Source organism: Asticcacaulis sp. W401b (genome assembly GCF_046503825.1).
GTDB lineage: Bacteria > Pseudomonadota > Alphaproteobacteria > Caulobacterales > Caulobacteraceae > Asticcacaulis.
The window spans coordinates 83,408-96,339 of record NZ_JBKFEE010000005.1; the positions used below are offsets into that span (position 1 = coordinate 83,408).

Below are 12,932 nucleotides of genomic sequence, written 5' to 3' on the forward strand. Positions count from 1 at the left end.
TCATCTGGTCAGAGAGGCCACAAACCATGTCGGACATCGACGCGAAAATCGAAGCTGAAGCGGCCGACTGGGTGATCCGGGCGCAATCGGGCGTGATCAGCGAGCGCGACATCATCGCCCTGACCGACTGGCTCGATGCGTCGCCGCGCCATGCCCGCGCCTATGCCGAAGCCCTGACCCTGTGGGGCGATCTGGAGGCGGCGGAGCCGGCTCATACGCCAACATCGGCTGTGCGACCCGTGACACCGCGCCATCCGACGCGCCGTTTCGGCCTGATGGCTATGGGCGCCAGCGGTCTGGCCGCCGTCGCCTCAGGCGTCTTCCTGCTGGCTTCGGGCGCGCTGTCGCCGGTTCAGACCTACACCACGCATAAGGGTGAGCGCCAGACCGTCACCCTGGCCGACGGGACGCAACTGAGGCTCAATACCGACACCCACCTGTCGGTGAAGATGACGCCCAAGGCGCGCACCGTCACGCTGGACAAGGGCGAAGTGGCCGTCACCGTGGCGCACAAGGCCGATCAGCCGTTTCGCCTGCTGACCGGTAAGCTGACCCTCACCGACATCGGCACCGAATTCAACGTCGCCCGCCTCAATGGCGAGGTGCGCGTCGCCGTGCGTGAAGGCGAGGTTGAAATGGCCGACCACAGCGCCGCCTCACGCCTGCTGCCCGGCGATCTGGGCACCTACCGCGAAGCGTCGGGCACGCGGCAACTGGCCAAGGTCGATCCGGCGGAGGCCTTTGCGTGGCAATCATCCCGTGCTATCTATCGCAATCAGCCGCTGTCCGCCGTGGCCGCCGACCTGAACCGGTATTTCGATAAGCCGATCATCGTCGAAGGCGACGCCGCGCAGTTGAGGCTGAATGCCATCCTGACCCTCGATTCGCAGACTGCGGTTGCCGGGCGTATAGCTGAGTTCCTACCGGTCGATGCCCGCACGACGCCAGACGCCATCTATCTTCGCCGCCGGGCTTCTGACCGTTAGTTTCTGCACGTCCCTGCTGGGGGCCCCGGCGGCCCGCGCTGCCGACCGTGCCTACGATTTCAACCTTCCCGCCGCCCCCCTGCCGCAAGCCCTGATCACGCTGGCGGCTCGCAGCGGCATTTCCGTCGGCGGGGTCGATCCGGCGCAGTGCGACGCGACCGCGCGCCCCCTCAAAGGCCGCTTTTCCGCACATACGGCGTTACGAAAGCTGGTCCTGGGCAGCCGCTGCCGCGTCGAGCGCGTCGATGCGGTAACCTTCAGGCTGGTGCGTGAGACGCGCCCCACGCTGCCGCGCCCCGCCGTTCGCCCCACGCCGCCGCCGTCCAATGACGACATTCCGCTGATCGTGGTGCGCCACCCCAGCCGCCTGTTCGACACCCCCGCCGGGATCAGCGTGGTGGCGCCGCCGCTTTTGTCCGGCAATGATACCGACCTGTCGAGCCTGGCCCCGCATGTGGCCGGCATGACGGTGACCAATCTGGGGCCTGGCCGCGACAAGATCTTCCTGCGCGGCGTCTCCGACAGCGTGCTGACCGGACGCACCCAGTCGATGGTCGGCCTCTATCTCGACGACACGCCGATCACCTATAATGCGCCGGACCCTGACCTGCTGCTGGTCGATATGGCGCGCCTCGAAGTCCTTAAGGGGCCGCAGGGCAATCTGTATGGTCAGGGTGCCCTGTCCGGCGTCGTGCGGCTGGTCACCAACAAGCCGCAGCTCGATCATTTCGAAGCCGAAGCCGGGGTGGCGCTCGGCACTGCCTCTAAAGGCAAGCCGTCGTGGCGGACCACGGGCATGATCAACCTGCCCCTGCCGGGTGAGGCCGCCCTGCGCGCCGTGGTGTGGGACGAAAAATCGGCTGGGTTTATCAAGGATGAGGCCCTGACGAAGAATGCCAGCAACGACACCCAGCGCTCAGGCGGGCGGCTGTCGTTCAAATGGCAGGCGACCCCCACCCTGACGCTCGATTCGACCTTTATCGTGCAGGATCTGCGCTCCTCCAACAGCCAGTACGTCGTGGGCCGCATGGGTCCGTACCGCCGCGCCCTCTCTCTGGCCGAACCGCACGACAATATCTTTCAGAACCTGGCGATCGGCGTGACGCGCGAAACCTCTTCGGGAACATGGCGGCTGGCGCTCAACCGCCTGCGTCACAAGATTCACTCCGGCTATGACGCGCAACCGATCGGGCGCTACGTCACCATCCCCAATTCGGGCGTCCTCTTCTTCGAGGAAGACCAGACCATTCGCCTGTCCAGTGTCGAAGCCAGCTATGTGTCGCCGCCCGACCGTCCGCTGCGCTGGCTGGCCGGGGTGTTTGCGGCGCGAAGCGAAGAAAGTTTCACGCCCCTGCTGATCGACGTCTTTACGCGGCGCACCCTCTATGACGAGGACCGCTCCGACCGCATCGACGACGTGGCCGCCTTTGCCAAGGTCACCTGGGATTTTGCACCCAAATGGTCACTCTCGGCGGGCTTGCGGGCGCAAAGGTCGCGTCACCGCACGCTCAGCGACATTGCCAGAGTGCGCCTTGTGGACTATGCGCCGTCGGGCCGCATTACAGGCGTCATCAACGCGACCCCGGTGACACACGAGCTGATGCTGAGCTATCAGCCCTCAACCACATTAATGCTGTACGCCCTGTCGTCAGACGGGTTCCGTACCGGCGGCTTTAATACCACCACGGCACAGAAAACCATCATCCCCGCCACCTACCGGGGCGACCGCCTGCACAGTATCGAAGCGGGTATGAAATACCGCGCCCCGGATGGCCGGCTGCGGGCCGATGCCGCCCTCTACCATATCGAATGGCGCGATATTCAATCGGATCAGTTACGCGCCACAGGCCTGCCCGTGACGCTCAATATTGGCGACGGACGCAATACCGGGATCGAAATTGAAGGCGGCTGGCGGCCGCGCGACACCCTGACGGTGCAGGTACGCGCACAGTTCAGCGATCCCAACCTGTATAAGACCAATCCCCTCTATCCCAAGGTTCTGGAAGAAGGGATGCCCTATATTTCGCCGCACATGGTCAGCCTGACCACCCAGTGGCGCCGCCGACTGTGGCGACTGCCGCTCGAAAACGCGGCAGTGCTTTCGTATCGCGGCGGCTCCCCGCTCAACTACGGTATCACGCGGGTGATCCGCATGAAGGGCTATACCAATCTCGACCTCAGCAGCAGCGCCGATCTGGGGCCCTATACGATCGCCCTGCGCGTCACCAATGCGACGGGTAACAAGAGCAACAGCTTTGCCTATGGTAATCCTTTCGCGCTGGACACCGCGCCACAGAATACGCCGCTAAGGCCGCGCACCCTGTGGCTGTCGGTCAACCGGCACTTCTGAACCGATCAATTAATCCTTGTCGATCACCGTTTCCAGACGCGGGGCCGGGTCAATGTCGCGCCGGGCATATGCATCACGGGCCGCGTCACGCGCCCGATCCCAACTCAGCTCGCCGCGTTCGGGGTAGGCGTCCCAACGGTTGCGCAGTTCGTCATCGCTCAGATCGTTGAAAGCCGTACCGGCATGATCGCCATAGAGATCATAGCCGAAGCGATAGGCCGGACGAAAAATACCGTAATTGTCTTCCGCGCCATAGGGGCGGTTGGAAAAGTCGCGCTGCCAGAAGGCGTCGTGGTCGTTCCAGTCGCTGATGGGGCCGTTGGTGATAAAATCGTTCATGATATCCTACTGTTTTTGCTGAATTTTACTCTAAACGGCGCTGTATAAGGATACGATCTGCCGGGCGGGTCACCGTGACAAAAAGCCGGTCACGCGGGCGACCCACATCAAAAAACCCCGCCCGATGCACGACCGGACGGGGCTTTCGTTTCTGCCCTCAGTGCCCGTGGGGGCGGCGGGGCTGACCGATGCCCACACGGGGCACCGGTTAAGCCAGAGCCTCATGCCGAAAAGTGGACACCACTTTTCGGAAAAAACATGAGGCGTTCGAAATAATTAGAGCCATTCGGCGGCTCAACTTAGCCGACGAATGCTCTAAGTGGCTTACTGAACCGGCTTGCTGGCCGGTTCAGTGGCCGGAGCCGGTTCGGTGGACGGCGAGGCCGACATATCCGAAGCCGACGAGTCCGCCGGGGCCGAGGTCGCCGAAGCGCCCGATTTGGCCAGGGTAGAGGCCTTCAGGGCCGTCTGATCGGCGCTCAGCGTACCCGTCACGGTCACTTCATCGCCGATGGCGAAGGGCTGACCGTCAGAGGTCGCGGCCGAGGCGTCAACGGCGATTTCCTTGGCCGAGGGGGCTTCGCCGACCTGAAGCGTGAAGGTGCCGGCCTTCTGGCCCGCGGCGGCGATCTTGCCGGTCAGGGTGGTGGAGGCGGCCGGCGCTTCGGCGGTCGCCGTGGTGTCGGTCGAAGGTTGGGAAGTCGAAGGCGTGGTCTGCGCCAGAGCCGGGGTGATGGAGAGGGCAGCACCGGCAATGGCGAAGGCGGCGATCTTGGTCGTCAGGTTAAAGCGGGTCATGATGGGGTTCCTTTCGGTTCCGGTTGAATGTGTGTCCGTGGCGCTTTCCATCCGCGCATCCGGTGCGAACAGAAAGACCAGCCGGTGACTTTGCAGTAACAAAGCCTGCGTGCTGGGCGTTCAAGCTGTGTGGCTCAACAGCGCCCCGGCTGAGTTTCAGGCTACGGGTCGGGGGGTAAGTAAACCATCGGGAAGCACGCCCTGCGCGTGTCACCTTCGGGTAAAACACGCTTTGGCCGTATTCGCCCGCGCACCGCCGCATTTGCGCCGCGCGATGGCCGCAGCGTGTCGCGCGTGTCGCTTAAGGCCTTGTCCTGTGGAGACAATTTTCCGCGCGCCGGGCCGCATTTGCGCGAACAGCGACCGGTGACGCATCGCCGCGCATAAGTCGGCCATCTGTGCAGCCCTGGCATTTGTCAGGGTTGCGTAAGGACCGGAAATGAAGGCCGTGACTCAAAATCCACATCGCTCGCAAAAGTTTTGCCGATTTGCAGGCCGCCTCGCGCTTATGCTGACACTAATACGCGCCAAATGGGCTAAACCTGCGCTGATCTTGTGTTTGATCGCGCATGTGAGTCCAAAAACCGTTTCACACGTTTTGGCATGCGCTCAGGAGGAGACCATAATGAGCGACGGACGGACGCGCTGCGGCTGGGTCAACGAAAGCAAGCCGCACTATGTGCATTACCACGACCACGAATGGGGCGTGCCGGTCCACGACGACCGTCTGCTGTTTGAAATGCTGATCCTTGAAGGCGCACAGGCCGGGCTCAACTGGGAAACCATCCTCAAACGCCGCGACGCCTACCGTGCCGCCTTCAAAAACTTCGACGTCGCCGCCTGCGCCGCCCTGAGCGACGAAGAGTTAGAGGCGCGGATGCACGACGACGGCATTATCCGCAACCGCCTCAAAATCGCGTCGGTGCGTAAAAACGCCCTCGCTTTTATGGCCATTCAAAAGGAGTTCGGGTCGTTCGACGCCTATCTGTGGGGCTTTGTCGGGGGGCAGCCCCTGCGCAACCACCCGCAAACCCTACGCGACGTGCCCGCCTCAACGCCCGTGTCCGACGCCCTGTCGAAAGACCTCAAAAAGCGCGGCATGAGCTTTGTCGGCTCCACCATCCTCTACGCCTATATGCAGGCCGTCGGTCTGGTCGATGACCACGTGGCGACCTGTTTCCGGGCGACGAAGTAAACGAAAGCGCCTCCGGCGGGCAGGGGCTCGGCCCCCGCACCCATTGCCTCACGCCCCACCCCACCATAGATTATGGTCTATGTCCCGCACGCTTATTGTCATCGGTCTGCTGATCGTCGCCGCAGGTGTTTTGTGGCCGTGGTTGTCGAAACTGCCGCTCGGCCGCCTCCCCGGCGATATTGCCGTCAAAACCGGCAATGGCGGTATCTACTTTCCGATCGTCACCTGTATCATTATCAGCGTGTTGCTGAGCGTGATTTCTTGGCTGATGCGGAAATGATTACTTCCGTCCAGTGTAATTGCTGAAATTAGCGATCCAGTCGCTCAGGTTTTCATCCAGCATTTTCGTATACTGGTCGATGAAATAGGCGCGTGCGGCATCACGATCACGTATCATATCGACCTGAGTCTCAGCTGCATCCGCCACCACAAAAGCATTGTAACGGGAGGCCGCGTATAACAGGCAAGCGCTGGTCTTGTGTGGGCCAATCTGGGCCTGATGCTGATTGGCCAAAGCAATGAAACTGTCAGCTACGTCCCAGAACTGTTCATCGGGCGTGTTATTGTCGCTCATTTTTTCTCCCTTAACAAAAGTGCCCGTTCCTCCGGCGTCAGTAGCCGCCACTGGCCTTCGGGCAGGTCGCCGATCTCCACCGGCCCGATGCGCGAGCGGTAGAGGTCGAGAACCCTAAGTTCGCACATGTCACACATGCGGCGGATCTGACGGTTGCGGCCTTCCTTCAGGATAAAGCGCAGGGTCTGTTCGCCCACCTGTTCGACCACGGCGGGTTTCAGCTTGCGCCCGTCCAGCTCCAGCCCGTGCCGCAGCCATTTCAGCTTGGCCTCAAAAATGGGCCCGCGCACCCGCACCGTATAGTCCTTCTCCAGCTCGCTGTCCGGCCCGATAATCGCCTTGGCCAGAACGCCGTCCTCCGACAGGATCAGAAGCCCGCGCGAGTCCTTATCCAGCCGCCCGACCGGCGCCAGCTTCGAATCCTGATTAGGCCATTGGGTGAGTTGCCCCCAGTGGTTCGGCCGGCGGATCATACGCACCGCCGGAGTCTCACCGGCTTCGGGCTGCCCCGACACAATGCCCACCGGCTTATGATAGACCACCGTCAGCTTGGCATCGAGCGAGGCCTGCGCCTGTGGATTGAAGCTGACGCTCTGCCCCGCCTCGACCTTGCGCCCCGCGTCGCGCACCACCTCGCCCTCAACGCTGACCAGCCCATCGGCGATAAAGGCGTCGGCTTCGCGGCGCGAACAGACGCCCGATTGCGCCAGCCATTTGTTGAGGCGGATCGGCTCAGCGCCGTCATAGATGCGGGTAAAGGGTGCAGACATGCCGCCCTCCCTAACGAAAAACGATGCGCGGCGCGAGTCTTGTTTCGGGCGTGCGGCCCCCTATACTGCTCCCATGTGCGGACAATTCCTGGCCCTGAAAGCGTGGCGCGACTTTCTGATCAGCCTCGGCATGACCGATGAGGCTGTGGCTGAGGTACTCCACGATGTGGTCAAACCCACCGACGCCTACCCCATCGTCACCGCCGGGCCACGGCTGATGACCGCGCGCTGGGGGCTGATCCCCGGCTGGGCGAAGGCGACGCCGAAAGCCTCGACCTTCAATGCGCGTATCGAAACCGCAGCCGAAAAGCCGACCTTCCGCGACGCCTTTACCAGACGTCACGCGCTGGTGCCGGTGGCGGGTTTCTACGAATGGCATCAGGGCCGCCGCCACCGCATCACGCGCCGCGATGGCGAACCGCTGGTGCTGGCCGGGCTGTGGGAAGACGACACCTTCACCATACTGACCCGCCCGGCGCGCACGCAGATGGCCGCCTTGCATGACCGCGAGCCGGTGATGGTCGGGCGTCGGCAATGGCAGGATTGGCTCGACAATAGCGTCTTTGATCCGGCCCTGCCGCCCGACGACCTGTTCGATATTGTCGATGATGACGCCGCCCCGGTGCAGGACACGCTGTTTTGAGCCTGCTCGACGACATTGCCGCATATCGAACTGACCCTGCTGATCGGGGCCTTTAATCTCCTCTCCTCCCTGCGGCTTTGCCGTGGGGAGGTGGCGCGCAGCGCCGGAGGGGGATGACTCTAAAGCCCCGGCCGCGCTAAAAAGCCTGGAGTCATCCCCCTCCGCCTCGGCACGCTTCGCTGGCTCGGCACCTCCCCATTGCTGCGCAACAGGGAGGAGGGATTATTGGCCCTTCAACTCGGTCAAGGCCCGTTCCGTGATACGCACCGCGGCCTGAAGGCCCATGGCCACCATAATCAGGGCCACAATGGCGTCGGGCAGCGTATTCTGCGTGAAATACACACCGACCGCCGCCCCCAGCACCATCAGATTGCCGATGGCGTCGTTGCGCGTACACAGCCACACCGACATCACGTTGGAATCGCCTTCGCGGTACTTCCACAGCAGCAGCGCCGAGCCGACATTGGCCGCGACCGCCAGAAGACTGATCAGGCCCATCACCTCAGCGCGCGGCACATCCCCCGTATAGACCTGCCACAGGGTCGTGCCCATGATCCAGAGGGCAAACCCGAACATGCTGGCCGCCTTAAGCAGCGACGCTTTGGCGCGCACCCTGACCGCCGCCGTCAGCACAAACAGGCTGAGCGCGATACTGGCCGCGTCCCCGGCAAAGTCGAGCGAATCGGCCAGCAGCGCTTTCGACTGGCTTTGCAGGCCGGCACCGATTTCGACGAAGAACATCACCGCATTGATGGCCATCACCCACCACAGGGCCCGGCGATAGGCCGGATCGGTGGCCGGGCCTATATCGTGGCTGTGGCCGTGATGATCGTGCCCATGATCGTGAGGGCTGTGATCATGATCGTGATGATGGGAATGCGCGGACATAGGACCTCGTTCAGCAGGCAGACAGCTTGCGCCTTTTCATCAGCCGGGTGCAAGCTATTATCCCGATCAGGGTTGCAGCCCCGTCAGGCCCGGCCTATGTGTAGCTAACCACATTACAGATCACGCGAGGTACTGCCATGTCCAGCCCGAAGCTCATCGCCCTTTCCGGTTCGCTGCGTAAAGCGTCCTACACAACGGCCCTGCTGCGCACCCTGGCGGCCAATGCCCCGGCCGGTGTCGAAATCGAAGTCGCCGAAGTCGCCGATATTCCCGTCTATAATCAGGACCTTGACGTCGAGCCCTATCCGGAAGGCGTGGCGCGTCTGCGGGCGCAGGTTCAGGCGGCGGACGGCGTTCTGATCGGCAGCCCGGAATATAATTACGCCATGCCGGGGTCCATCAAGAACCTGCTCGACTGGCTGTCGCGTCCCTATGGCAAGGCGGCGCTGGCGGGCAAGCCGGCCCTGATTATAACCACCTCACCGGCTTCGACCGGCGGCGTGCGGGCGCAATCGCAGATTCGCGGGACTCTGGCGGCCATTGGCGCGCATCCGCTGGGCGGCGCCGAGGTGGTCGTACCCTTTATCGACAAGAAGACCACCGACGGCGTGTTTACCGACGAAGGCACGCTGAGCTTTATCGAAGCTCAGGTCAAGCGTCTGGTCGATGAGATCGAGGTGCGTAAGACATAAGGGATTTCGGCCACAAAAAACACGAAAACACGAAAAGGCTGTCCCACTGACATGGCCCTAGGGGCCCTTACCTTCGTGCGGCAAGCTCAAGTGAGGGCGCTGCGCGCCGAAGGGCTTTGAACCACAGATTACACAGATTTCACAGATTGGCGCTGCGCGCCCCTGTGTGACGCAGACACGGATAATCTGTGAAATCTGTGAAATCTGTGGTTTCTAAAAATCTCGCGTGGCAAAACACAGCACTTGATAGGTCAGGCGCAGGCCAGTGCCACAGGCTCCCGTTCGTGATGTTCGTGGCCAATAGTTTTAAACCAGCCGCACCGACTTTGCGCCGGATTCATTCAGCAGCAGGAAGAGGTCAATCACAGCCTTAGGCGGGGCCGAACCGAAGTCGATGCGGAACTGTCCGTCTTCGAAGCGGACGCTGTGCAGCACATTGGCCAGCGCTTCGCGGTGCTCGTCCTCGCCTTCGCGCGGCGTGGTCCAGTCTTCAAACCACACCTGAAGATCGGCCTTTGACGGCAAGGCGACGTCGCTCAACACCACCACATCGTCCCAGCGCAGGCGCTCGATGACAATATCCATGCCGGTGATCGTCACGGTAATCGGCTTAAAGCTCAGCATCCGCGACGGCTCAAAGCGCACAACACGCGGGTCAGCATCGGTGATCAGATAATCGGCCACCAGAAGGCCGTCAAACAGGGCGGCGTCTTCGGCTTCCAGCAACACCTCAGGCTCACCGGCATTGCCCGCCATGCGGTGATTTTCGATAAATGAGCGATATTGCTCAAGGTAATGCGTGCGCGCCTGCTGGAGAAAATTCACCAGAGGCCGCAGCCCGTGCTGGGTATAGCGTTCAGAAGCGGTATCGGTCATATCTGCCCTGATAGCGGTTTCAGGCGACAGACGCCAGACCTACCTGCCTGAAAGCTAGAGACGTCATCGGCTCAGTTGAACCGCCGTGTCGCTCTAATTTTTTGTAACGCCTCATGTTTTTCCGAAAAGTGGCGTCCACTTTTCGGCATGAGGCTCTACCGCGTCGATTTATCAAGCGCTTCACCGACCGATTCAATGTCGCGGCCGACACCCTTGATGGTGTTGCAAGCCGACAGGACCGGCAGAAGGGCGATAAGCGACACAATGACAAGACGCTTCATGACAGGCGAATCCTTCTCAGAAACAGGACAGATGAGACGGTTAATCCGAACCTCTGTGGCTGGCAATGAAGGAGTCATGCGGGAAGATAAGGGCGAAATAAAGAAGCCCTCAATGACTGTGGAACAGGCTCAGCTTTTCCGGGGCCTTGCGCTCCCACAGATACTCATGCAGCGGGAAGACCAGGGTCTGCACCACCGGCTCCAGCAGGCCGATACCGAGCGCAATGGCCCAGTTGCCCGTCAGCACAAAGGCGACGGTCGAAGCGACCAGAACGTGAATGGTCCCGTAGGACAGGGTTTTGGCAATCAGACGCATGGCGGGTCTCCTGCGGAGCGATCTCCGGTGTGGCGCCATCATAAGCGCGCGCCCCATAAGAGGGAAATTGATCCTCTTTGAGTTTTCGATAAATAAGAATTATTCGCAATTTCACGACAGCTCTTGCCTGCGACCGTCCGGGGGGATTAAGGACGGGTATGACCGCCTCCCCTTCCATCGCCGTGATCGGTGCCGGCCCCGCCGGGCTGATGCTGGCCGAACGCCTGAGTGCCGCGGGCCTGCGGGTCGATATATATGACCGTATGCCGTCGGTCGCGCGCAAGTTCCTGATGGCCGGGCGCGGCGGGCTGAACCTCACCCATTCCGAACCTCTGGCGGCCTTTATCGGGCGCTATGGCGCGCAGGCGGCGGCGCTGAAACCCGCCATCGAATCCTTTCCGCCCAAGGCCTTGCGCGACTGGGCCGACGGGCTTTCGGCCGACACCTTTGTCGGGACCAGCGGGCGGGTCTTCCCCAAGGCGTTGAAGGCCTCGCCGCTGCTGCGCCAGTGGCTGGCGCGACTGGAAGCGCAGGAGGTCGGCTTTCATCTGCGCCACACATGGACGGGCTGGGACGGATCGGCCCTGACGTTCGAGCATCAGGGCCAAACCGTGCGCGTCGCCGCCGATGTGACCGTGCTGGCGCTGGGCGGGGCCAGTTGGCCCCGGCTGGGCTCAGACGGCGGTTGGACGCGGTTGCTCAGCGACAAGGGTGTGCCCGTCGCGCCGTTGCGCCCGGCCAATATGGGCTTTCGCGTCGGCTGGAGCGCCCTGATCCGCGACAAATTCGCCGGTGAGCCGCTGAAGAACGTCGCCCTGACCTTTGATGGCCGCACGCGCAAGGGCGAGCTGATGCTGACGCGCGACGGGGTCGAAGGCGGGCTGATCTACGCCTTTGCGGCCGCCCTGCGCGACGCCATCGAACGCAAGGGCGCGGCGGTGGCGTCATTAGACCTCAAGCCCGAATGGTCGGAGGCGCAGATCCAGAACCGCCTGTCGCGCGGGGCCAAAAACGACAGTCTGAGCAATCGCTTACGCAAGACCCTGAACCTGACTCCGGCGCAGATCGCCGTCCTGCGCGAAGGCGATCAGCCGGTCACCCCGGCCCTGATTAAGGCCGTGCCCCTGACTCTGACCGGGGCGCAGGGGCTGGCGCGCGCCATATCGAGCGCCGGCGGCATCCGCTTTGACGCCCTGACGGCGGATTACGAACTGAAGGCCCTGCCCGGTGTGTACGCCATCGGCGAAATGCTCGACTGGGAGGCCCCGACCGGCGGCTACCTGCTTCAGGCCTGCTTCAGTCAGGCGGTGTGGACAGCCGAGGCGATCCTTCAAAAATTCGGCTTGAATATCCCCGGATCATAGCCGAAATCGCGCGTGGCCGCAGAGTGGTCAAAGACCAGATCGGTATTCATGCGCAAGGCCATATGGACATTGCCTTTCAGCGCTGAGCCGGGCCGCAGAACGCCCAGCACCCCGAACCCCAGCCGCCACGCCCACTCCGGCAGGCTGAGGATACGCGCCGGGTGGCCTTTGGCGGCGAATATCCGCGCCACCATCTCGCGATAGCTGAGCGTCTCGCCGCCTGACAGGTCATAGGCGCGGTTGGCCGTGGCGTCAGTCGAAAGCACGCCCACAGCCGCCTTGGCCAGATCACGGGCATGGACCGGCTGGCGCAGGCCCGACGCCCGCCCGCACACCGGAAAGAGGCCCAGCCGGTCGATGGTCGCCGCGATACGGCTGACGTTCTGATCGCGCCCCTCATCATAGATCAGGGTCGGCCGCAGGATCGTCCAGTCCACATCGTGCGTGGCGCAAAAGGCCTCGATACGCGCCTCGGCCTCGCTCAAAAGTTCGACGACGCGGCGTTCTTCCGGCTGCGGCGAATAGGTCTTTGTGAAGCGCGAGGTCGAGGAAAAAGCGACGATCCGTTTCATCCCCTGCGCCCATAACGCCTCCAGTACGGCCTCGCTGATCAGCCAGAGAGGCGAGGTCACAATCACATGCGCAAAACCCTCGCCCTCAAAGGCCTGCGGGTGCATCAGGTCGAGGAACAGGTCGTTCGGTTGTTTCGGCCTGCGCGTGGTAAATGCCGCCTGCGGCACGATGTCGCGCAGCCTCTGCCCCACAAGGCTTGTCGCACCGATTACCAGAAATTTCGTCATAGGCACCTCAGATTCGGCGGCAAGTTTACGTTCTTTTCTCCTCCCTGTCGCGCAGCGATG

Annotated in this window: 16 protein-coding genes; 7 read left to right on the top strand and 9 right to left on the bottom strand. The window is 62.5% G+C overall.

What is annotated here, in order from left to right:
- Positions 1-26: 26 nt before the first annotated feature.
- Positions 27-986 carry a FecR family protein gene (locus ACK8OE_RS12350; protein WP_410272760.1) on the top strand — a complete coding sequence of 320 codons (960 nt, stop codon included), beginning with the start codon at positions 27-29 and terminating at the stop codon, positions 984-986.
- On the top strand, positions 931-3,336 hold the full coding sequence (locus ACK8OE_RS12355) for a TonB-dependent receptor (protein ID WP_410272761.1): 2,406 nt from the start codon (positions 931-933) through the stop codon (positions 3,334-3,336). Before ACK8OE_RS12350 ends, ACK8OE_RS12355 begins: the two co-directional genes overlap by 56 nt.
- 9 nt (positions 3,337-3,345) lie before the next feature.
- Here ACK8OE_RS12355 and ACK8OE_RS12360 read toward each other — a convergent pair whose 3' ends face one another.
- Both ACK8OE_RS12360 and ACK8OE_RS12365 read right to left on the bottom strand, forming a co-directional pair.
- Positions 3,346-3,675 (bottom strand): hypothetical protein, encoded by a 330-nt coding sequence (locus ACK8OE_RS12360; RefSeq protein WP_410272762.1) that lies wholly within the window; start codon positions 3,673-3,675, stop codon positions 3,346-3,348.
- Positions 3,676-3,999: 324 nt separating this feature from the next.
- The gene (locus ACK8OE_RS12365) at positions 4,000-4,473 is read right to left on the bottom strand and encodes a hypothetical protein (RefSeq protein ID WP_410272763.1); all 474 of its coding nucleotides are present in this window, start codon (positions 4,471-4,473) and stop codon (positions 4,000-4,002) included.
- 625 nt (positions 4,474-5,098) lie between these two features.
- Here ACK8OE_RS12365 and ACK8OE_RS12370 point away from each other — a divergent pair.
- On the top strand, positions 5,099-5,668 hold the full coding sequence (locus ACK8OE_RS12370; protein ID WP_410272764.1) for a DNA-3-methyladenine glycosylase I: 570 nt from the start codon (positions 5,099-5,101) through the stop codon (positions 5,666-5,668).
- A gap of 79 nt (positions 5,669-5,747) precedes the next feature.
- Positions 5,748-5,948: a DUF2905 domain-containing protein gene (locus ACK8OE_RS12375; protein ID WP_410272765.1), complete on the top strand. Its 201-nt coding sequence runs from the start codon at positions 5,748-5,750 to the stop codon at positions 5,946-5,948.
- On the opposite strand, the gene ACK8OE_RS12380 is transcribed toward ACK8OE_RS12375, so the two are convergent.
- Together ACK8OE_RS12380 and ACK8OE_RS12385 are read right to left on the bottom strand one after the other, a co-directional pair.
- The gene (locus ACK8OE_RS12380) at positions 5,949-6,242 is read right to left on the bottom strand and encodes a DUF3144 domain-containing protein (RefSeq protein WP_410272766.1); all 294 of its coding nucleotides are present in this window, start codon (positions 6,240-6,242) and stop codon (positions 5,949-5,951) included. It abuts the gene before it with no gap.
- Positions 6,239-7,012 carry a pseudouridine synthase gene (locus ACK8OE_RS12385; protein WP_410272767.1) on the bottom strand — a complete coding sequence of 258 codons (774 nt, stop codon included), beginning with the start codon at positions 7,010-7,012 and terminating at the stop codon, positions 6,239-6,241. The genes ACK8OE_RS12380 and ACK8OE_RS12385 overlap by 4 nt, the downstream gene beginning before the upstream one ends.
- 73 nt (positions 7,013-7,085) lie before the next feature.
- On the opposite strand from ACK8OE_RS12385, the gene ACK8OE_RS12390 reads away from it, so the two are divergent.
- Positions 7,086-7,655: an SOS response-associated peptidase gene (locus ACK8OE_RS12390; RefSeq protein ID WP_410272768.1), complete on the top strand. Its 570-nt coding sequence runs from the start codon at positions 7,086-7,088 to the stop codon at positions 7,653-7,655.
- 222 nt (positions 7,656-7,877) lie between these two features.
- On the opposite strand, the gene ACK8OE_RS12395 is transcribed toward ACK8OE_RS12390, so the two are convergent.
- Positions 7,878-8,543 (bottom strand): cation transporter, encoded by a 666-nt coding sequence (locus tag ACK8OE_RS12395; protein WP_410272769.1) that lies wholly within the window; start codon positions 8,541-8,543, stop codon positions 7,878-7,880.
- A gap of 137 nt (positions 8,544-8,680) precedes the next feature.
- Here ACK8OE_RS12395 and ACK8OE_RS12400 point away from each other — a divergent pair, with 137 nt between their 5' ends.
- Positions 8,681-9,235 carry an NADPH-dependent FMN reductase gene (locus ACK8OE_RS12400; RefSeq protein ID WP_410272770.1) on the top strand — a complete coding sequence of 185 codons (555 nt, stop codon included), beginning with the start codon at positions 8,681-8,683 and terminating at the stop codon, positions 9,233-9,235.
- Between the two features lie 306 nt (positions 9,236-9,541).
- Here ACK8OE_RS12400 and ACK8OE_RS12405 read toward each other — a convergent pair whose 3' ends face one another.
- The 3 genes from ACK8OE_RS12405 to ACK8OE_RS12415 form a co-directional block, all read right to left on the bottom strand.
- Positions 9,542-10,111 carry a hypothetical protein gene (locus tag ACK8OE_RS12405; RefSeq protein WP_409648526.1) on the bottom strand — a complete coding sequence of 190 codons (570 nt, stop codon included), beginning with the start codon at positions 10,109-10,111 and terminating at the stop codon, positions 9,542-9,544.
- 155 nt (positions 10,112-10,266) lie between these two features.
- Entirely contained in the window at positions 10,267-10,392 is a 126-nt protein-coding gene (locus ACK8OE_RS12410) for an entericidin A/B family lipoprotein (protein ID WP_126423382.1), read from the bottom strand.
- 109 nt (positions 10,393-10,501) lie between these two features.
- Positions 10,502-10,708, bottom strand: coding sequence for a DUF2061 domain-containing protein (locus tag ACK8OE_RS12415; RefSeq protein ID WP_126423380.1), 207 nt, complete (start codon positions 10,706-10,708; stop codon positions 10,502-10,504).
- Positions 10,709-10,866: 158 nt separating this feature from the next.
- On the opposite strand from ACK8OE_RS12415, the gene ACK8OE_RS12420 reads away from it, so the two are divergent.
- The gene (locus tag ACK8OE_RS12420; RefSeq protein WP_410272771.1) at positions 10,867-12,072 is read left to right on the top strand and encodes an NAD(P)/FAD-dependent oxidoreductase; all 1,206 of its coding nucleotides are present in this window, start codon (positions 10,867-10,869) and stop codon (positions 12,070-12,072) included.
- On the opposite strand, the gene ACK8OE_RS12425 is transcribed toward ACK8OE_RS12420, so the two are convergent.
- The gene (locus ACK8OE_RS12425; protein WP_410272772.1) at positions 12,039-12,872 is read right to left on the bottom strand and encodes an NAD(P)H-binding protein; all 834 of its coding nucleotides are present in this window, start codon (positions 12,870-12,872) and stop codon (positions 12,039-12,041) included. The two genes, ACK8OE_RS12420 and ACK8OE_RS12425, sit on opposite strands and share 34 nt — an antisense overlap.
- Positions 12,873-12,932: the final 60 nt, after the last annotated feature.